The sequence below is a fragment of the Methylobacterium sp. Gmos1 genome (assembly GCF_053764715.1).
This window is the reverse complement of sequence record NZ_JBSNCC010000007.1, coordinates 146,341-164,636: the sequence shown is the minus strand read 5'-3', so window position 1 is coordinate 164,636 and position 18,296 is coordinate 146,341. Positions and strand designations below refer to the sequence as shown.

Below are 18,296 nucleotides of genomic sequence, written 5' to 3'. Positions count from 1 at the left end.
CCCAATCACCCTTGCGCCGGTACCATGCCGCCACAGGGCTAATGAGCGCTTAAAACCGGCCGGCCTCAGCGCGCCGCGTCGATCGCCGGCAGCTCGCCGGGCGGCAGGCCCGGGGCGATGGCGGCGGCCTTGGGCCCGCCGGCGCCGCGGGCGCGCTGGGCGAGCGCCACGGTCAGGCGCTCGGCCGCGTCCGGCTGCATCACCGCCAGCACCTCGGCCATCTTGCGCGGGTTCATGCCGACCACCACCGGCACCAGCACGTCGAGCTTCAGCCGGTCGAAGACCCGGGCGGCCTCCTTGGGCTTCATCGTCTCGTACATCGTCACCAGGGACTTGAGCCCCGCGGCCTCGGCCTCGGCGCGCCGGGCCGCCGCGTCGTCCCCCTTCTGCTCCAGGGTCTTGAGGTCGTTGATGCGGGTCTCGAGCTTGCGCTCGGCGTTCTCGATCAGCTGCTCGCGGGTCTCGAGGTCGCGCGAGCGCTGCTGGAGGGCGTCGCGGCGGGCGCCGAGCTTCTCCAGGATCGCCCGCTCGGAGGACGAGGCCGGCTCGGGCGCCGGCCGGGGCGCCTCCGGCGGCGCGGAGGCGGGCGCGGGCGCGGCCTCCTTCGGCGAGAGCGATCCGGTGATCGTCGGGTCGAGGGGCTCGTAGCCCGAGCGGGCATGGACCAGGAACTCGGCGAAGCGGGCGCCGGTGGACGGCCCGGCCTCGAGGAGGGCGAGAACCTTGAGCAGCAGGAGGCCCGCGGCCGCCACCGCCACGGCGTCGACGAGGCGCAGGCGGATCGTCGGCCCGCGCCAGACCGGGTTCGCCAGCAGGCGCTGCACCATGAGGGCGACGGAGACGGGCGCCGGCGGGATCCGTGCGGGCAGCGTGCCCGCGGGCTTCGCCGCGGCCGCGCCCGGTGCCGCGGCCGTTGCGGGCTTGGGAGCGGCAGGCTTGGGAGCGGCAGGCTTGGGAGCGGCAGGCATGGATTCGGCAGGCTTGGATGCCGCGGCTCCGGGCGCGGCGGCCGCTCGCGCCGCGACGCCGGCCGCGGGCGGTCCTTCCGCCGGCGGCAGCCCGGCGAAGCGGCGCAGGAGCAGCGCGAGGGTCATGCGGCCTGGGCCTGGAGGCGGCTCAGGGCCCGCTCGCTGAGGGCGCGGGCGGCGGCGGCGGCGGCGCCGAGGCGCTCGCCGGTGGAGACCGGCCGCGGCTCGGGCGCGGGCGGCGGAACCGGAGCCGCGGGAGCGTAGGCCGGCGCGACGGGAGCCGGCGCCGTCTCGGCCTGCTGCGCGAAGGCCGCGTGGGTGAAGGCGGCTTGAGCGACGGGGGACGGGGCCGCGGCCTCGCCCGGCACCGCCGCCCGGGCCTGGGAGACGATGCGGCCGATGCGCGAGAGCACCTCGTCGCCGGCCTGGAGCTGGGCGGCGAGGTCGGCGTTGGTGCGCTCGGCGAGCCGCAGGCGCTCGGCCAGGGTGCGGTCGCACTCGGCGAGCGTGGTGCGCAGGCCGAGGATCGCCCGCTCGGCGGATTCGGTCGCCACCATCAGGTCGCCGATGGTCTGGCGCATCGCCGTCTCGTCGCCCTTGAGGCGGGTGATGCGGCGGCCGAGGCTGACCGAGGTGGCGATGCAGGCGACGAGGAGGACCGCCACCAGCAGGTCGGCCAGGATGCTGACGATCAGGCTCACGAGACGGCCTCGCTGCGGGAGATGAGGGAGGAGGCGGGAGAAGGCATGGAGGGAGAAGGCATGGCGATCTTCAGCCGTCCTTGCGGTTCTGCATCGAGGCCTCGAAGGCCGCGAGGGTGGTGCGCGAGCGGCGCAAGGGGCGGGTGACCTGCACGGCGATGCTGTCCTCCAGCCGACCGATCCGCCCCTGCGTCATCGCCCAGTCGCCGCAGCGCAGGGTGATGAGGTCGGCGGGCTTGGCGTCGAACATGATGGTGTCGCCGACCTCCAGCGACAGCACCCGGCGCAGCGGCAGCGACATCTCGTGCAGCACCGCCTCGACCGCGACGTCGGCCTGGAAGATCTCGGTGGCGAGGTGGCTCTCCCAGATGTGGTCGCGGCCGAGCTTCTCGCCCATGAAGCTCTGGAGCAGCAGGTCGCGGATCGGCTCGATCGCCGCGTAGGGAAACAGGATCTGGAGCAGGCCGCCCCGGCCCTCCATGTCGAGCTTGAGGTCGATCAGGATCGCGGCGTTGGCCGGCCGGGTGATGGTGGCGAAGCGCGGGTTGGTCTCGATCCGGTCGATGAGGAAGCGCACCGGCGAGAGCGGCTGGAACGAGGCCTCGAGGTCGGTCAGGATGATCTCGACCATCCGGCGCACCAGCTGCATCTCGATCGGCGTGAACGGCCGCCCGTCGAGGCGGATGCTCGATCCGCCGCGCTTGCCGCCGAGCAGCAGGTCGAGGGTCGAGTAGGCGAGGTTCGACTCCACCGTGACGATGCCCGAATTCTCCCAGGCATCGGCCCGGAACACGCCGAGCAGGGTCGGCAGCGGGATCGCGTTGAGGTAGTCGCCGAAGCGCACCGAGGTGATGTTGTCGAGGGTGACCTCGACGTTGTCCTGGAAGAAGTTGCGCAGGCTCGTCGACAACAACCGGATCATCCGGTCGAAGACGATCTCGAGCATCGGCAGGCGCTCGTACGAGACGACGCCCGAATCGACGATGGCCCGGATGCCGCCCGCGCCCGAGGCCGACAGCTCCCGCAGCGAGAAGCCGAGGACCTGGTCGATCTCCTCCTGGTTCAGGATGCGGTCGTTGCCGGCGAGCTCGGGCAGGTTCTCCGACTCGCCCTCGTCGATCATGTTGGCCCATTCGGCCGCCATGTCGCTCGATTGCGCGGTGGTGCCCTGCTCGGCGAGCGCCGCGCCCCATTCCTCGGCGAGCGAGGCGTCGCCGCCCCCGCCCTGCTCGATCAGGGCTGCGGCCCAGTCGTCGTCGTCGATGGTGTCGTCAGGTCCGGCCACGGAAGCACCAAATCCCGCTGGAGCATTTTCCGACGAAGTGGATACCGGTTCGTCGAAGAAAATGCGACAAAACGAAGACCTAGAGAGATTCGCGATTGCAATGCGATCGTGAAGCTCTCTTGTGGATGGTTATTGGATGATGAAGTCCTTGAAGAGGACCGCGTCGACCTTGGCGGGGTAGACCGCCACGTTGACCCGGCGCAGCAGCTCCTCGCGCAGGCGGTAGGTGCCGCCGGCGGCCTCGAAGTCGCCCACGCGCAGGTCGCGCACGAAGACCTGGAAGGTGTCCTCGACCCGCGGCATCAGCGGCTGGATCTCGGAGACCACCTTAGCATCCCGCACCTCCAGGGCGACCTTCAGGCGCACGAAGCGCGGCTGGGTCTGGCCCGGCTCGGGCATCAGGTTCATGGTCATCTCGCGCACGTCCATGAACGCGACCGGCACCTTCTGCTCGGCCGCCGCCTTCTCGGCGTGCGCGGCGCGGCTGCGCATCACCATGAAGCCGCCCCCGCCGCCGGCCGCCAGCAGCACGAGAGCGGCGCCGACGATGATCAGCTTCTTCCGGCTCTTGGGTGCCGGAACCGCCCCCTCCTCGCCTTCGCCCTCGGCGTCAGGCGCCGGGGCCTTCTTCGGCTTCTTGGCCATCGCCCGCCGTCCAACCCTCGAAAATCCGTGACCAGACTCTGTGCGAAGACGGTTAATGCCGCGTTAAGGCGGCAATTTCTGCCCGGTCGATCCTGCCGGGTCGGCACGAAACGACCGGCCGGGCCAGAGCCCGCAATTAACCAAGCATTTGCCATAACACCAGAATTCGGCTCCGGCACGACTGGCACGGCCCCTGCGATCAAGCAGGTGGGTCCGCCGCTGGGGAGCGGGGTGGCCCGTCACCACGCATCGTCGGGGAGTAGCCGGTGCAGAATGCTCAGTTGATCGGGCTCTCATCCCAGATGGCGCTTGGGCGCGAGCTCGAGGTCATCGCCAACAACATGGCCAACGTCACCACGACGGGCTTCAAGGCGCGCGCGACGCGCTTCCAGGAATACCTGATGCCGAAGGCGAGCGCGGAGGCGTTCCGCCAGCCCGACCGCAAGCTGTCCTACGTCATCGATGCGGCGACCCCCCTCGACCTGACGCAAGGCCCGATCGAGCCGACCGGCAACCCGCTCAACGCGGCGATCCGCGGCGAGGCGTTCTTCGCCGTGCAGACGCCGCAGGGCGAGCGCTACACCCGCAACGGCGCCTTCGAGCTGAACGCGCAAGGCCAGATCGTGACGAGCGACGGCTACGCCGTGCTCGGCGACGGCGGTCCGATCCAGATCGGCCAGCAGGAGACTGGGCTCGCGATCGGGCCCGACGGCACGGTCTCGACCAACCAGGGCACCCGCGGCAAGCTTCGCCTCGTCACCTTCGCGGATCCGCAAGGCCTGACGAATGCCGGCGCCAACCTCTATTCGTCGAACACGCCCGCGCAAGCCGCCGGCCCGCAGGGGCGGATTGAGCCCGGCGCGCTCGAGCGCTCGAACGTCCGCCCGGTCCTGGCGATGAGCCGGATGCTGGAGGTGAATCGCACCTACCAGCTCGTCTCCGACACGGTGTCGCGGCTCGATTCCTTGCGCGGCCAGGCGATCCAGCGCCTCGCCGACGTCGGCAACGCATAAAGGGGAGCCTGAACGATGCGCGCTCTCTACGCCGCCGCCACCGGCATGGCGGCCCAGGAACTCAACGTCCAGGTCATCTCGAACAACATCGCGAACCTGCGCACCACCGGCTACAAGCGCCAGCAGGCGCATTTCCAGGATCTGCTGTACCAGAACCTGCGCCGGGCCGGCACCGCGACCTCGGACCAGAACAACCAGCTGCCGGCGGGCCTCGCGCTTGGCTCGGGCGTGAAGACCACCTCGACCGCCCGGGTGATGTCGCAAGGGACGCTCACCTCGACCGAGAAGACCTACGACATCGCCGTGCGCGGCGAGGGCTTCTTCCAGGTCACGATGCCGGACGGGCGCACCTCCTACACCCGCGACGGCTCGTTCGACCTCGACGCGCAGGGGCAGATCGTGACCCGCGAGGGTTACCTGATGAACCCGAACATCACGGTGCCGAACAACGCCACCGGCGTCACGATCAGCGCCTCGGGCATCGTGCAGGCGCAGATCCCCGGCCAGACCGCGCCGCAGAACCTCGGCCAGATCCAGATGGCCCGGTTCGTCAACAAGGTCGGCCTCGAATCGATCGGCGACAACCTGTTCGTCGAGACCCTGGCCTCGGGGCCGCCGATCACCGGCAATCCCGGCACCGACGGGTTCGGCAACCTCCAGCAGAGCTACCTCGAAGAGGCCAACGTCAACGCGGTCTCGGAGATCTCATCCCTGATCGCCGCGCAGCGCGCCTACGAGATGAACTCGAAGGTCGTGACCGCCGCCGACCAGATGCTCTCCACCACCTCGCAGATGTTCCGCGGATGAGCGCCCCGATGATCGACCTCGCTCCCGTCGTCCGCGCCCCCGTCTCGCGCGAGGGCCGCCGTGCGCTCCTCGGGCCCGGCATCCTGTCGCGCACTGCGCTGACCCTCGTGGCGCTCGGCCTCCTTACCCTGCCGGTGCTGGCCGAAGGCCCCCGCCTCGCGCTCAAGGGCGACATCACCGCCGAGCGCGACGTGATCACGCTCGGCGACCTCGTCGCCGGCGCCCCGCCGGCGCTCGCCCAGCGGGCGCTGTTCCGGGCGCCTGCGCTCGGCACCTCCGGCACGATCCAGGTGCGCCGCATCGTCGAGGCGACGGCCGGGCTCGGGCTCGACGCGCCGGAGAGCGGCGGCCGGCTCCAGATCTCGGTCCAGCGCGCGGCCCGCCGCATCGCCGCCCCGGAGATCGAGGGCGCGGTCAAGGCGGCGCTCGCCAAGGTCCGCGGCCTCGATGCCGGCTTCGTCACGATCGCCTTCGAGGGCGAGCCGCCGGTGCTCACCGTGCCGCCCGACCTGATCGCGGCGGTGACCGCGCAGGAAGTGACCTACGACCCGCGCAGCCGCCGGGTCTCCGCCCTGGTAGTGGTCGGCGAGCGCCAGGCTTCGCTGCGGGTCTCGGGCCAGGTGGTCGAGATGGCCGACGTCGCGGTGCTGACCCGGTCGATCAACCGGGGCGAGACGCTGTCGGCCCCCGACATCGCGGTCGAGCGCCGCCCGCGCGAGGGCCTGCCGGGCGACAGCGCGGCGGATGCCGCGGCCTTCGTCGGCCAGGTGGCGCAGAAGTCGCTCGGGGCCGGCACCGCGCTGCGCGCCGGCGAGCTGAGCCGGCCCGACCTCGTCGCCCGCGGCGAGGCGGTCACCATCGTGTACGAGACCCCCGGCGTGGCCCTGGCGCTGCGCGGCCAGGCCCGCGAGGGCGGTCCCCTCGGGGCGGTGATCGGGGTCGTCAACCCGGTCTCCAAGAAGGTGATCCAGGCCACCGTGATCGGCCCCGGCCGCGTCACCGTGGCGCCGATCGTGCCGGTGACGGCGGCGGCCCCGGCCGCCCCGGCCCGCCTCGCCTCGGCCCGGCCGTGAGGGGGCGCTGAGATGACCCTCACCCGCCTCATCGTCCTCGGCCTGTCCGGCGCGCTGCTCGCCGGCTGCAACACCGCCGACCGGCTCACCCAGATCGGCGCGACGCCGACCCTCTCGGCGATCGAGGACCCGACCGCGCAGCCGGGCTACCGCCCGGTGCGGCTGCCGATGCCGGACGTCCAGCCGGTCTCCTACGCCTCGAACTCGCTGTGGCGCACCGGCTCGCGCGCCTTCTTCAAGGACCAGCGCGCCGCCAAGGTCGGCGACCTCGTCACGGTGAAGATCAACGTCACCGACAAGGCGAACCTGAACAACGAGACCAAGCGCTCGCGCTCGAACACCGAATCGTTCGGGATGCCGAACGCCTTCGGCCTCGAGACGAAGGCGAAGCTCCTCGCGGGCGCCGACCCCAAGAGCCTGCTCAGCACCGACTCCACCACCTCGAACGACGGCGCCGGCTCGGTGCAGCGGGCCGAGACGGTGACCACCAACGTGGCGGCGATCGTCACGCAGGTGCTGCCGAACGGCAACCTGGTGCTGGAAGGCCGCCAGGAGATCCGCATCAACTTCGAGGTGCGCGAGCTGATCGTCGGCGGCGTGGTGCGGCCGGAGGACATCGAGTCCGACAACACGATCGATTCGAGCAAGATCGCCCAGGCCCGCATCGCCTATGGCGGCCGCGGCCAGATCACCGACGTGCAGCAGCCGCGCTACGGCCAGCAGTTCCTGGACATCGTGCTGCCATTCTAGAGCGTTTTCCGACGAAGTGGATACCGGTTCGTCGCAGAAAATGCGGCAAAATCAATGACCTAGAGAGCTTCGCGATTGCAGCGCGATCGTGAGGCTCTCTAGCGGCCCACCACAGGATCCCGCACCGGTCGGCACGCTCCCCCCTGAGCCGCCCGGACGCGGCGCGGCCCCGGCACTCCCGCCGGGGCCGCTCTCGTTTGGCATGCCGAGCAAGCGAAGCGCTTCGGTGCCTTGCACGCCCCCCGCATGAGGGGGCGGGGGTTCACGCGCCGGAGCGCTCCTCCCGACGCCCGCTCTGCCTCGCCGCCGCCAGCGCGCTCCCGCCGATCAGCCCGGCCGCGGCGATCATCCCGATATGCAGCCACATCGGGTCGGCGGCGACGACGCTCCCCTTCGCCCGCCCGTCGAACCGCCCGTGGGCGCCGTGGTCGCGGCGGTCGTCGACCGGCTCGAACAGGTTGTCGGTCCGGCCGGCCCGCGCCGCCTGAGACGTCATCTCGCCGCGGTAGCCGTGGCGGGCGAGGTAGTGGTCGCTGAAGGCGGGCGCGGCTTGCGCGCCGAAGATCGCGAGCCAGGACGGGGTGCCGATCCAGAGTTCCCGTGGCGCGTCGTGGGCGGCCCGCACGATCTCCTCGGCGATCGCCTCGGGCTGGAAGATCGGCGGCACCGGCTCGAGTTGGCGCGGCAGGCGCGAGCGGGCCCAGTCGAATTGCGGCGTGTTCACCGCCGGCAGCTGCACCATGGTCAGCCGGATGCCGCTGCGGTGGTGCAGCAATTCCGTGCGCAGGCTGTCGACAAAGCCACGCACCGCCGACTTGGCGGCGCAATAGGCCGATTGCAGCGGGATCGACCGGTAGGCGAGCGCCGATCCGACATGCACGATGGTGCCGCGATCCGAAGCCTTCATGTGGCGGAGCGCCGCGAGCGTGCCGTGGACCTGGCCGAGATAGGTGACCTCGGTGACGCGCCGGAACTCCTCCGGGGTCGTGTGCTCGACCTCGGCGTAGACCGTCACCATGGCGTTGTTGACCCAGACGTCGATGCCGCCGAACTCTTGGGCGAAGGCGTCCGCCGCCCGGTCGACCGCCGCCGGGTCGGCGACGTCGGCGCGGTAGCCGAGCGCCCGGCCGCCGACCGCCCGCACCTCTTCGACCGCCGCCTCGATCCCGGCCCGGCCCCGCGCCACGATGCCGACGTTCCAGCCGCGGCGCCCGAAGGCGACCGCGACGGCGCGCCCGACCCCGGCGCTGCCGCCGGTCACCACGATCGTGGGGCGCGTTGTTCCGCTCATGCGACTGCTCCTGCTGACACCTGCGTCAGCCCCGACAACGCGCGTGCCGGCTTTGGGGTGCAGGGGCCGGAACGGCTGAGGAATGTGCCAGATCGGCGGGCAGGCTGCCCGCTATTATGTCTATACACAAAGGCGAGGCGACGGTACGACAGGCGAGGCTTTGCTGGTCAGACTCGGCGGATGAGCGGGAGAGAACGATGAGGGCGGTTGCCGCAGGTTTGATGGTCGCGGTCGCGCTGGCCGGCTCGGCCGCCGCGCAGGAGACGAAGGTGACGGTCGGCCTCTCGGGCTGGACCGGATTCGCCCCGCTGACGCTGGCCAAGGAGGCCGGCATCTTCAAGAAGAACGGCCTCGACGTCTCGCTGAAGAAGATCCCCCAGGCGAGCCGCCACCTCGCGATCCGCTCCGGCGACGTGCAATGCGCCGCCACCACGGTCGAGACCTGGGTGGTGTGGAACGCCAACGGCGTGCCGACGAAGCAGATCTTCCAGCTCGACAAGTCCTACGGCGCCGACGGCCTGGCCGTGCGCAACGACGTCGCGACGATCAAGGACCTGAAGGGCAAGACGGTCGCGGCCTCCGTGCCCGGCACCGCGCCCTATTTCGGGCTCGCCTGGATCCTCAAGGCCAACGGCCTGTCGCTCAAGGACGTGAAGGTCGTCAACCTCGAGCCCGGCCCGGCGGCGCAGGCCTTCATCGCCGGCCAGAACGACGCCGCGATGACCTACGAGCCCTACCTGTCGTCGGTGCGCGCCGCGCCGCAGGCCGGCAAGATCATCGCCACCACCCTCGACTACCCGATGGTGATGGACACCTTCGGCTGCACCCCGGAATTCCTCGACCAGAACCCGAAGGCGGCGAAGGCACTCGCCGACAGCTACTTCGAGGCGCTCGACATGATCGCCAAGGACCCGCAGAAGTCCTACGAGATCATGGGTGCCGACGTGAAGCAGACCGGCGAGGCCTTCGGCAAGTCCGCACAATTCCTGCGCTGGCAGGACCGGGCCGCCAACAAGGCGTTCTTCAACGGCGAGATCCAGAAGTTCTCCGAGCAGGCGGCCGACCTGCTGCTCGAGATCGGGGTGATCCGGCAGAAGCCCGACATCGCCGGGCTCTCCGACAGCCGCTTCGTGCAGTGAGGCACTTGCTGTGAGGCATTTGGAGTGAGGCACTTGCGTCCGCTGCAGCCGGTCGGCGGGCCGGCGAAGGTCGTCCTGGGCCTCGGCTTCTTCGTGCTGTTCGTGGCGGCCTGGGCCGCCGCGACCCTCGGGGGGCTCGTGCCCAAAACCTTCCTGGCCGATCCGGTCACGATGGTCCAGGACGGCTGGCTGCTCCTGACCCGGTTCGACTTCCTGTCGGATATCGGCGTCACGGTGTGGCGGGTGGTCGGCGGCTTCGTGCTCGCCTGCGTGGTGGCGGTGCCGCTCGGCGTGATGATGGGGGCCTACAAGCCGGTCGAGGCGTTCTTCGAGCCCTTCGTCTCGTTTGCCCGCTACCTGCCGGCCTCGGCCTTCGTGCCGCTGCTGATCCTGTGGGCCGGCATCGGCGAGACGCAGAAGCTGCTGGTGATCTTCATCGGCTCGGTGTTCCAGCTGATCCTGATGATCGCGGTCGCGGTCGGCCAGGTCCGGCGCGACCTCGTCGAGGCGGCCTACACGCTGGGAGCGAGCGACACCGGCATCATCCGCCGGGTGCTTCTGCCGGCGACCGCCCCGGAGATCGCCGAGATCCTGCGCCTCGTGCTCGGCTGGGCCTGGACCTACGTCATCGTCGCCGAGCTGATCGGCTCCTCGTCGGGCATCGGCCACATGATCATCGAGAGCCAGGCGCTGCTCGCCACCGGCCAGATCATCTTCGGCATCATCGTCATCGGGCTGATCGGCCTCGTCTCGGACTTCCTGTTCAAGGCGGCCAACCGGCTCCTGTTTCCCTGGAAGCTCGCCTGATGCGGGATACGATCGAGGTCGCGGTCGAGGGGGTGACGCGGACCTTCCCGGGCCATCGCGGCGCCAGGCCCGTGCAGGCCTTGAGCCCCACCGACCTCACGGTGGCGAAGAACGACTTCATCACCATCCTCGGGCCGTCGGGCTGCGGGAAGTCGACGCTGCTTCGCATCATCGCCGGGCTCGACCGGCCGAGCGCCGGGCGCGTGCTGGTCGAGGGGCGCGAGGTGCGCGGGCCGGGCCCCGACCGGGGCATGGTGTTCCAGTCCTACACCCTGTTCCCGTGGCTGACGGTCGCCGAGAACATCGGCTTCGGCCTGCGCGAGCGCGGCGTGCCGGTGGCGGAACGCCGCGAGATCGTCGCGGCCTATCTCGACAAGGTGGGCCTGCGCGGCTTCGAGGGGCACTACCCCAAGCAGCTGTCGGGCGGCATGCAGCAGCGCACCGCCATCGCCCGGGCGCTGGCCAACGATCCCGCGATCCTGCTCCTCGACGAGCCGTTCGGCGCGCTCGACAACCAGACCCGCGGGCTGATGCAGGAGCTGCTGCTCGGCATCTGGGAGCGCGAGCGCAAGACCGTGATCTTCGTCACCCACGACATCGAGGAGGCGATCTTCATGGCCTCGCGGGTGATCGTGATGACGGCCCGCCCCGGGCGGATCAAGGCCGACGTGCCGGTCGATCTCGGCCACCCGCGCCACTACACAATCAAGACGAGCCCGGACTTCTCGCGGCTGAAGGCGCAGCTCACCGAGGAGATCCGGGCCGAGGCGGTGCTGGCGGCGCGGGAGCATTGAGGGGGCATGCCGCTCGGCCTCGACAAATGTCGGAATTCCCCGCCGCGCTGGGGCTGCCAGCTCCCTTCAGAGCATAGGCCCGAGTAAACCCCTCCCGCTTTCCCGGACGACTGGAGCGACAGCGGAGGGAGATCCGGGAAAGGGTGGTGGCCCACGATGCGCGAACGAGCCGTTCGGCTGGGCGGCATCCTCGAAATCCCACCCCGCCCCGCTCGAATCCCCCGTCCCATGTTCTAACTGCACCCCCTCACCGAACCCCGCCGCCCGCGAGGCGGCGCGACCGGCCAGGAGGACAGCATGAAGGCCTTCGTCGTCCGTACGCCCGGCGGCCTCGACCGGCTCGAGATCGCCGAGCGGCCCGACCCCGGGGCGCCGGGCCCCGGCGAGATCCGGGTCGCGGTCCGCGCGACCTCGCTCAACTTCCACGACCTCCTGGTGGCGAGCGGGCGCTCGCCGGCCGAGGACGGCCGCGTGCTGATGTCGGACGGGGCCGGCACCGTCGAGGCGGTGGGCGACGGCGTCGCCGAGTTCGCCCCCGGCGACGCGGTCGTCTCGTGCTTCTTCCCGCTTTGGGCCGACGGATTGCCGCAGACGCCGGTGGGCAACTTCGCGCAGGTGCCCGGCGACGGGGTCGACGGCTTCGCCCTCACCCACGCGGTCCGGCCCGCCGGCGCGTTCACCCATGCGCCGCGCGGCTGGAGCCCGGCCGAATCGGCCACCATCACCACCGCCGGCCTCACCGCCTGGCGCGCCCTCGTCGGCGATGGCAGCCTCAAGGCCGGCGACACGGTGCTGGCGCTCGGCACCGGCGGCGTCTCGATCGCGGCGCTCCAGATCGCCAAGGCGATGGGGGCGACGGTGATCGTCACCTCCTCCTCCGACGAGAAGCTCGCGCGGGTGCGGGCGCTCGGCGCCGACCACACGGTCAATTACCGCCAGAACCCCGACTGGGGCCGGCGCGTGCACGACTGGACCGGGGGCACCGGCGTCGACCACGTCGTCGAGGTCGGCGGGCCCGGCACCCTGGCGCAGTCGATCGAGGCAGTTCGCGTCGGCGGCCACATCGCGCTGATCGGCGTGCTCACCGGGCGGGCCGGCGAGGTGCCGACCTCGGCGCTGATGGCCAAGCAGGCCCGCCTCCAGGGCCTGATCGTCGGCAGCCGGCGCCAGCAGCAGGACTACGTCGCGGCCCTCGACCGGACCGGGATCCGCCCGGTGATCGACCGCACCTACGCCTTCGAGGAATTGCCCGCGGCGTTCCGCCACCAGGAGGGCGGCGCCCATTTCGGCAAGCTCTGCGTCGCCTGGTAGGCCCCGCGCTCGACGGCGCCGCGGCTTCCAGGCTATGTCCCCCCGATGAACGGAATCGTGGTGGTCGGCGCCGGCCAGGCCGGCTTTCAGCTCGGGGCCTCCTTGCGAGAGGGCGGCTATGCCGGGCCGGTGACCCTCGTCGGCGACGAGCCCGGCCTGCCCTACGGCCGCCCGCCCCTGTCGAAGGCCTACATGCTCGGCAAGACCGACGCGGCGGGTCTCGCGTTGCGGCCCGACGCCTACTTCGCCGAGCACCGGCTGACCGTGCGGGCGGGGGAGCGGGCGGTCGCGATCGACCGGGCGGGACGACGCCTCCGGCTCGCCTCCGGGGAGGCCGTGCCCTACGACGATCTCGTCCTGGCGACCGGCTCGCGCAACCGGCCGCTGCCGGTGCCGGGCGCGGATCTCGCCGGCGTCCACCAGTTGCGGACGCTCGCCGAGGCGGAAGGCCTGAAAGCGGCGCTCGCCGGGGCGCGCGCGGTCGCGGTGGTGGGGGCCGGCTTCATCGGACTCGAATTCGCGGCGGTCTGCGCGCAGCAGGGCCTGCCGGTCACGGTGATCGAGGGGCTGGAGCGCCCCCTCGCCCGCTCGGTCTCGCCCGGCATGGCCGCCCTGATCGAGGCCTCGCACGTCGGGAGCGGCACGCGCTTCCTGTTCGGCAGCGCCGTCGCGGCGATCCTCGGGGAGGGCCGCGTCCGCGCGGTGGCGCTCGCCGACGGGCGCGAGGTTCCGGCCGACCTCGTCCTCGTCGGCATCGGCGTCGTGCCGAACCACGACCTCGCGGCGGCGTCGGGCCTGCGGGTCGAGAACGGGATCGCCGTCGACGCGATGCTGGCGACCGAGGACCCGGCGATCTCGGCGATCGGCGATTGCGCCAGCTTCCCCTCCCCCCACGCCGACGGCGCGCGGGTGCGGATCGAATCGGTGCAGAACGCGGTCGACGGCGCCCGCTGCGTCGCCGCCCGCCTCACCGGCCGGCCCGCGGCCTTCGGGGCGGTGCCGTGGTTCTGGAGCGACCAGGGCCCGCTCAAGCTCCAGATCGCCGGCCTGTGCCAGCCGCACGACCGCGCGGTGCGCCGGGGCGACCCGGATTCCGGCGCCGTCTCGGTGTTCTGCTACCGTGGGGACCGCCTCGCCGGCGTCGAATCGCTCAACCGCCCGGCCGACCACATGATCGCCCGCCGCCTGCTCCAGGCCGGCCGCAGCCCGACGCCCGATCAGGCGGCAGATCCCGGCTTCGACCTCAAGGCCCTCGCGCTCGGCTGACGAGGAACGCCCCCCGCGAAACCTCCCCGCGGGGGCCTATGCGGCCGATCCCGACCGGAACGGGCGGCGCGTCAGGCCGCCCGGATCGTCTCGACGAAGCGGCGCACCTCGGCGCTCAGCCTGTCGGATCGGCGCGACAGGCCGGAGGCGGTGTCGAGGACCTGGCTCGCCGCGCGGCCGGTCCCCTCCGCGGCCTGCGCGACCCCGCGACGGCGCAGCCCGATCGAGGCGGTGCGATGGCCGTCACGCTCGGCGGCGCCGGGGCTCACCCCCGCGGCGCGAGCACGATCACGGCCGCCCCGGCGAGGCACAGGACGGCGCCCGCGCAGTCGAACCGGTCCGGCCGCTGCCCTTCCGCCGCCCACAGCCAGAGAAGCGAGGCCGCGATGTAGATGCCGCCATAGGCCGCGAAGGCGCGGCCGGCGGCGTCCGACTCGATCACCGCCAGCAGGAACGCGAAGGCGCCCAGCGCCAGGGCCCCGGGCACCAGCCAGAGCGGAGAGGCCGAGAGCCGCCACCAGGCCCAGACCGAGAAGCACCCGGCGATCTCGGCGAGGGCGGCGGCGGCGTAGAGGAGGAATGTCGGCATGGCGCGGCTTCTCCCACGCCATGCCGCCGCGCGAAAGCGCTCAGGCGCGCCGTTTCATCAGGGCCGCCGCCGCGAGGCCGACGCCGGCCATCACCGCGCCGGTGGCCAGCGGATTGAGCTTCGCCCGGGTGTAGGTGCTGGTGTGGCGCACCATCCCCGGATGGTCGCCGCGCACGTGGCCGTCCTGGGTCGGCTGATGGAGCGCGCCGTGCGGGTCCCGCGGCGGCTCGGGGCGCAGCTGCTGGCCCGCCATCACGCCGCCGAGGCGGTCGAAGGTGCTGGGCGCGAGCTTCTTCAGGCCCGTCATCGCCCGGCCGCCGCCCCCGACGATGATGTCGCGCTGCGGATGGACCGCGGCATGCAGGATCGCGTGCGCCACCTCGTTCGGGTGGTAGACCGGCGGCGGCAGCTTCGGCTCGCGGTCGAGGTAGTTGCGGGCGTGCTGCGGGAACGGCGTGTCGATCGCCGCCGGCTTGATCAGCGTCACCGAGACCGGCGCGCGGTCGATCTCCAGTTCGGACCGGAGGGCGTCGGTGAAGCCGCGGATCGCGTGCTTGCTCGCCGAGTACATGCCCTGGAGCGGGATCGCGAGGTCGGAGGCGATGCTGCCGAGGTTGATGATCGCGCCGCCGCGCCGGCGTAAGTACGGGGCCGCCACCAGCGAGCCGTAGACCACGCCCCAGAAATTGGTCTGGAACAGGCGGTCGTGATCCTCGTCCGAGACCTCCTCCAGGCGGCCGTAGATCGAGATGCCGGCATCGTTGACCCAGGTATCGAAGCCGCCGAAGCGCTGAACCGCCTTGTCGGCGATCGCCTGCACGTCCTCGCGCCGGCCGACATCGGCGACGACGTGGGTCGCCTCGCCGCCCTCGGCCTCGATCTCCTCCTGGATCGCCGCCAGCGCCTCGGCGTTGCGCGAGGCGAGCACCACCCGGGCGCCGGCCCGCGCCGCCATCCGGGCGGTCGCGAGCCCGATGCCGCTGGAGCCGCCGGTGATGACGATCACCTGCTCGCCGAGGGGCTTGTGGGCGTGGCTCATGGAATCCTCCGTACAGGATGGGGGTATCCAGGCCCTAACGATGATGGGCGTGCTTCGTTCATTCGCGGGGTGTCGCCACTCCTACGCACGGCATTCCGCTGCCGAGTCTCCCACCCTCCCCTTTCCCGGACGACTGAAGCGTCAGCGGAAGGAGATCCGGGAACCAGCATGAAAAGTCGCGAAGCGTCTGCCTGTCCGCAACGGTGCAGCATTCAGAGCCGCTTCGCGGCGAGTCTTACGTCTGGATCCCGGATCTCCTTCCACTTCGTTGCAGTCGTCCGGGAAAGGGCGTGCAGTTTGTCTGGATGAACGGTCAGGTCGATTGTCGTCTGACCGCGATCTGCGCCGGCTCACACAGCCCCACGATCGCCTCGCCCCCACCCATCCCATATCTCGATCCTCTGGCACGAGCCCGAACAAGCTATTGGACAGGAGGTCACCGCACCCCCATGATCCGCCCCGCGGCGAGGCCCCCGACGCCAGTTCCAGAGGGGCCCGCACGCGATCGAAGTCAGGGAGGAAACCAATGGCAGGGACGGGTCGTGCCGGGAACGTCACGCGGCGCGAGGCGCTGATCGGCGCAGGCGCCGCCGGAGCGAGCCTGATGCTGCCGGGCGGTTCGGCTTTCGCGCAGGGCGCGGGCAAGCCTGCCGAGCTGAAGGTCGGCATCGCCACCTACCTGTCCGGCCCGGCGAGCGTGTTCGGCGTGCCCGGCCGCCAGACCGCCGAGATGCTGTTCGACGAGATCAACGCCGCCGGCGGGATCGCGGGCGTCAAGGTGCGGCCGATCTTCGTCGACGAGGGCCCGGGCGTCGACCACGTCGTCGGCGAGTACCGCCGGCTGGTGCAGTCGGAAGGGGTGCACCTGATCTTCGCCGCGATCTCGTCGGCCGACTGCATCGCCTGCGCGCCGCTCGCCGACGAGCTGAAGCGCCCGACGCTGCTGTGGGATTGCGGCACCCAGCGCATCTTCGAGGACAACCGCTACAACTTCGCCTTCCGCACCCAGGCCAACGCCACGCCGGAGATCCTGGCCGCGCTCCTCTACCTCCTCAAGGTCAAGCCGGACTTCAAGTCGATCGCCGTCATCAACCAGGACTACGCCTGGGGCCGCGATTCCTGGGACATCTTCCGCACCGCGATGAACACCCTGAAGCCCGGGGTGAAGGTCTCGGCCGAGCTTTTTCCGCGCTTCGGCGCCACCGATTTCTCGACTGAGATCACCCGGGTGCTGGCGCTGCGCCCCGACGTGGTGCTGTCGACCTCCTGGGGCGGCGACCTCGACGCGCTCATCCGCCAGGCCTCGGACCGCAAGCTGTTCGAGCGCGCGACCTTCGTGATGCCGCTCGCCGAATCCTCGCTCCAGCGCGTCGGCAAGGCGCTGCCGGCCGGGCACATCGTTGGCGCGCGCGGCGACCACTGGTTCCTGCACCCCTCGCCGGCCGATCCGGAGCGGCTGAAGCGCTTCAACGAGAGCTACCGCGCCCGGCACAATGCCTGGCCGATCTACCCGTGCTTCCACATGGCCCAGGCGGTCTCGGCGATGAAGGCCGGCATCGAGAAGGCGGTAGCGGCGAAGGGCGGCGGCTGGCCGAGCGACGCCGAGCTGGCGGCCGCCTTCAAGGGCCTCGAATTCCCCTCGCCCACCGCCAGCGTGCGCATCCGCGAGGACGGCCAGGGCCTCGAGAACCAGCTCATCGGCACCACCCTGCACTCCGACAAGTACCCGTTCCCGGTGCTCACCGACATGATCGTCTTCCCGGCCGAGTCGGTGACGACGCCGGTCGGCCAGAAGAGCGCCGACTGGCTCAAGACCCTGACTCCCGACATGGTGGCGAAGCTCCCGCAGGCGCAGGCCTTCAAGAACTGATGGCTTGGCCTTCGATGACTTGGCTCTCCGAGAACGGGATCCTCGTCGGGCTCGCCTTGCTCGACGGGCTGTCCTACGCCGCCGCCGTGTTCATGGTGGCGGTGGGGCTGAACCTGGTGTTCGGCGTGCTGCGGGTTCTCAACGTGGCGCATGGCAGCCTCTACGCCATCGGCGGCTACGCGGCCGCCTCGATCGGGCTGTTCGCGGCCTCCCTCGGCGCCCCGCCCTGGCTCGGCCTGCCGATCCTGCTCGCGGCGGCCGTGCTCGTCGGCGTCGCGCTCGGGCCGGTGATCGAGCGGCTCTTGCTGCGGCGGATGCAGGACCGCGAGCCGGTGCTCCAGCTCCTCGTCACCTTCGCGCTGTTCATGATCCTGGAGGACCTGCAGAAGCTGGTCTGGGGCGTGCAGCCGGTGGTGTTCGACGCGCCGCTCAAGTGGCTCGGCACCGTCGACGTGCCGTTCGGCCAGGATGTCATCCCGTTCACCGCCTACCAGCTCTACGTGCTGCCCGGCGTCGCCCTCGCGACGCTGGCGATCCTGGCCTATGTGCTCCGCTACACGCTCACCGGCCGCATGGTCGTCGCGGTCACGGTCGACCGCGAGGCGGCCCGCGCCATGGGCATCGACGCCGCCAAGGTGACGATGCTCACCTTCACGGTCGGCGCCGCGCTGGCGGCGCTGGGCGGGGCGCTCGCCGCGCCCACCGTCTCGCTGGTGCCCGGCGTCGGCGCCTCGACCATCGTGCTCTCCTTCGCGGTGGTGGCCACCGCCGGCCTCGGCCAGATCGAGGGCGCAGCGGTGGCGGCGCTGCTGATCGGCCTCGGCCGCTCCTTCGCGGTCTACGTCGCGCCGGAATTCGAGGTGGTGGTGCCCTACGCCATCATGGTGGCGGTGCTGCTGTTCCGGCCGCAGGGCCTGTTCGGCGTGGCGGAGACCCGGCGGATATGAC

The 18,296-nt window shown here is 71.3% G+C and carries 19 protein-coding genes; 11 read left to right on the top strand and 8 right to left on the bottom strand.

The window, feature by feature from the left end; all coding sequences use genetic code 11:
• Positions 1-65 precede the first annotated feature (65 nt).
• From ACS5PV_RS16375 to fliL, 4 genes are all read right to left on the bottom strand, one after another.
• A complete protein-coding gene (locus tag ACS5PV_RS16375; protein WP_455396396.1) occupies positions 66-1,094 on the bottom strand; it encodes a MotE family protein in 1,029 nt (342 codons plus the stop codon).
• Entirely contained in the window at positions 1,091-1,669 is a 579-nt protein-coding gene (locus ACS5PV_RS16370) for a DUF6468 domain-containing protein (protein WP_455396395.1), read from the bottom strand. Before ACS5PV_RS16370 ends, ACS5PV_RS16375 begins: the two co-directional genes overlap by 4 nt.
• Before the next feature lie 70 nt (positions 1,670-1,739).
• A complete protein-coding gene (fliM, locus tag ACS5PV_RS16365; protein WP_455396394.1) occupies positions 1,740-2,954 on the bottom strand; it encodes a flagellar motor switch protein FliM in 1,215 nt (404 codons plus the stop codon).
• 129 nt (positions 2,955-3,083) lie between these two features.
• Positions 3,084-3,599 (bottom strand): flagellar basal body-associated protein FliL, encoded by a 516-nt coding sequence (gene fliL, locus ACS5PV_RS16360; protein ID WP_455396393.1) that lies wholly within the window; start codon positions 3,597-3,599, stop codon positions 3,084-3,086.
• A gap of 266 nt (positions 3,600-3,865) precedes the next feature.
• Between fliL and flgF the strand changes: the two genes are divergently transcribed.
• From flgF to flgH, 4 genes are read left to right on the top strand one after another with little or no spacing between them, the layout of a single operon-like run.
• Entirely contained in the window at positions 3,866-4,612 is a 747-nt protein-coding gene (flgF, locus tag ACS5PV_RS16355; protein WP_455396392.1) for a flagellar basal-body rod protein FlgF, read from the top strand.
• 15 nt (positions 4,613-4,627) lie between these two features.
• Positions 4,628-5,419 (top strand): flagellar basal-body rod protein FlgG, encoded by a 792-nt coding sequence (flgG, locus tag ACS5PV_RS16350; RefSeq protein WP_093566153.1) that lies wholly within the window; start codon positions 4,628-4,630, stop codon positions 5,417-5,419.
• An 8-nt stretch (positions 5,420-5,427) separates the two neighbouring features.
• Positions 5,428-6,492: a flagellar basal body P-ring formation chaperone FlgA gene (gene flgA, locus ACS5PV_RS16345; RefSeq protein ID WP_455396391.1), complete on the top strand. Its 1,065-nt coding sequence runs from the start codon at positions 5,428-5,430 to the stop codon at positions 6,490-6,492.
• Between the two features lie 12 nt (positions 6,493-6,504).
• Positions 6,505-7,242, top strand: a complete 738-nt coding sequence (flgH, locus tag ACS5PV_RS16340) for a flagellar basal body L-ring protein FlgH (RefSeq protein WP_455396390.1) — start codon at positions 6,505-6,507, stop codon at positions 7,240-7,242.
• A 262-nt stretch (positions 7,243-7,504) separates the two neighbouring features.
• On the opposite strand, the gene ACS5PV_RS16335 is transcribed toward flgH, so the two are convergent.
• Entirely contained in the window at positions 7,505-8,533 is a 1,029-nt protein-coding gene (locus ACS5PV_RS16335; RefSeq protein ID WP_455396389.1) for an SDR family oxidoreductase, read from the bottom strand.
• Between the two features lie 197 nt (positions 8,534-8,730).
• Here ACS5PV_RS16335 and ACS5PV_RS16330 point away from each other — a divergent pair, with 197 nt between their 5' ends.
• From ACS5PV_RS16330 to ACS5PV_RS16310, 5 genes are all read left to right on the top strand, one after another.
• Complete coding sequence (locus tag ACS5PV_RS16330; protein ID WP_455396388.1) at positions 8,731-9,672, top strand: ABC transporter substrate-binding protein; 942 nt, start codon at positions 8,731-8,733, stop codon at positions 9,670-9,672.
• A gap of 33 nt (positions 9,673-9,705) precedes the next feature.
• The gene (locus tag ACS5PV_RS16325; protein ID WP_455396387.1) at positions 9,706-10,479 is read left to right on the top strand and encodes an ABC transporter permease; all 774 of its coding nucleotides are present in this window, start codon (positions 9,706-9,708) and stop codon (positions 10,477-10,479) included.
• Positions 10,479-11,273 carry an ABC transporter ATP-binding protein gene (locus tag ACS5PV_RS16320; protein ID WP_455396386.1) on the top strand — a complete coding sequence of 265 codons (795 nt, stop codon included), beginning with the start codon at positions 10,479-10,481 and terminating at the stop codon, positions 11,271-11,273. Before ACS5PV_RS16325 ends, ACS5PV_RS16320 begins: the two co-directional genes overlap by 1 nt.
• Positions 11,274-11,570: 297 nt before the next feature.
• Positions 11,571-12,584, top strand: coding sequence for a zinc-dependent alcohol dehydrogenase family protein (locus ACS5PV_RS16315; RefSeq protein ID WP_455396385.1), 1,014 nt, complete (start codon positions 11,571-11,573; stop codon positions 12,582-12,584).
• Between the two features lie 45 nt (positions 12,585-12,629).
• A complete protein-coding gene (locus tag ACS5PV_RS16310; protein WP_455396384.1) occupies positions 12,630-13,850 on the top strand; it encodes an NAD(P)/FAD-dependent oxidoreductase in 1,221 nt (406 codons plus the stop codon).
• Positions 13,851-13,921: 71 nt separating this feature from the next.
• Here the strand turns inward: ACS5PV_RS16310 and ACS5PV_RS16305 are convergent, their stop codons facing one another.
• The 3 genes from ACS5PV_RS16305 to ACS5PV_RS16295 are packed head-to-tail and all read right to left on the bottom strand — an operon-like array spanning position 13,922 to position 15,478.
• On the bottom strand, positions 13,922-14,119 hold the full coding sequence (locus ACS5PV_RS16305) for a hypothetical protein (RefSeq protein WP_455396383.1): 198 nt from the start codon (positions 14,117-14,119) through the stop codon (positions 13,922-13,924).
• Positions 14,116-14,439 (bottom strand): YnfA family protein, encoded by a 324-nt coding sequence (locus ACS5PV_RS16300; RefSeq protein WP_455396382.1) that lies wholly within the window; start codon positions 14,437-14,439, stop codon positions 14,116-14,118. Before ACS5PV_RS16300 ends, ACS5PV_RS16305 begins: the two co-directional genes overlap by 4 nt.
• A 40-nt stretch (positions 14,440-14,479) precedes the next feature.
• Positions 14,480-15,478 (bottom strand): SDR family oxidoreductase, encoded by a 999-nt coding sequence (locus tag ACS5PV_RS16295; protein ID WP_455396381.1) that lies wholly within the window; start codon positions 15,476-15,478, stop codon positions 14,480-14,482.
• 526 nt (positions 15,479-16,004) lie between these two features.
• Here ACS5PV_RS16295 and ACS5PV_RS16290 point away from each other — a divergent pair.
• Together ACS5PV_RS16290 and ACS5PV_RS16285 are read left to right on the top strand one after the other, a co-directional pair.
• Positions 16,005-17,348: an ABC transporter substrate-binding protein gene (locus ACS5PV_RS16290; RefSeq protein ID WP_455396380.1), complete on the top strand. Its 1,344-nt coding sequence runs from the start codon at positions 16,005-16,007 to the stop codon at positions 17,346-17,348.
• A 14-nt stretch (positions 17,349-17,362) separates the two neighbouring features.
• Positions 17,363-18,295, top strand: coding sequence for a branched-chain amino acid ABC transporter permease (locus tag ACS5PV_RS16285; protein ID WP_455396379.1), 933 nt, complete (start codon positions 17,363-17,365; stop codon positions 18,293-18,295).
• Position 18,296: the final 1 nt, after the last annotated feature.

What these genes read in the sequence shown, in the direction of transcription:
- ACS5PV_RS16320 (WP_455396386.1), top strand. Translation starts at nt 10,479, where the DNA reads ATGCGGGATACGATCGAGGTCGCGGTCGAGGGGGTGACGCGGACCTTC.
- ACS5PV_RS16295 (WP_455396381.1), bottom strand. Translation starts at nt 15,478, where the DNA reads ATGAGCCACGCCCACAAGCCCCTCGGCGAGCAGGTGATCGTCATCACC.
- ACS5PV_RS16330 (WP_455396388.1), top strand. Translation starts at nt 8,731, where the DNA reads ATGAGGGCGGTTGCCGCAGGTTTGATGGTCGCGGTCGCGCTGGCCGGC.
- ACS5PV_RS16300 (WP_455396382.1), bottom strand. Translation starts at nt 14,439, where the DNA reads ATGCCGACATTCCTCCTCTACGCCGCCGCCGCCCTCGCCGAGATCGCC.
- ACS5PV_RS16285 (WP_455396379.1), top strand. Translation starts at nt 17,363, where the DNA reads ATGACTTGGCTCTCCGAGAACGGGATCCTCGTCGGGCTCGCCTTGCTC.
- ACS5PV_RS16375 (WP_455396396.1), bottom strand. Translation starts at nt 1,094, where the DNA reads ATGACCCTCGCGCTGCTCCTGCGCCGCTTCGCCGGGCTGCCGCCGGCG.
- flgH (WP_455396390.1), top strand. Translation starts at nt 6,505, where the DNA reads ATGACCCTCACCCGCCTCATCGTCCTCGGCCTGTCCGGCGCGCTGCTC.
- ACS5PV_RS16315 (WP_455396385.1), top strand. Translation starts at nt 11,571, where the DNA reads ATGAAGGCCTTCGTCGTCCGTACGCCCGGCGGCCTCGACCGGCTCGAG.
- flgG (WP_093566153.1), top strand. Translation starts at nt 4,628, where the DNA reads ATGCGCGCTCTCTACGCCGCCGCCACCGGCATGGCGGCCCAGGAACTC.
- fliL (WP_455396393.1), bottom strand. Translation starts at nt 3,599, where the DNA reads ATGGCCAAGAAGCCGAAGAAGGCCCCGGCGCCTGACGCCGAGGGCGAA.
- flgA (WP_455396391.1), top strand. Translation starts at nt 5,428, where the DNA reads ATGATCGACCTCGCTCCCGTCGTCCGCGCCCCCGTCTCGCGCGAGGGC.
- ACS5PV_RS16310 (WP_455396384.1), top strand. Translation starts at nt 12,630, where the DNA reads ATGAACGGAATCGTGGTGGTCGGCGCCGGCCAGGCCGGCTTTCAGCTC.
- ACS5PV_RS16290 (WP_455396380.1), top strand. Translation starts at nt 16,005, where the DNA reads ATGGCAGGGACGGGTCGTGCCGGGAACGTCACGCGGCGCGAGGCGCTG.
- ACS5PV_RS16335 (WP_455396389.1), bottom strand. Translation starts at nt 8,533, where the DNA reads ATGAGCGGAACAACGCGCCCCACGATCGTGGTGACCGGCGGCAGCGCC.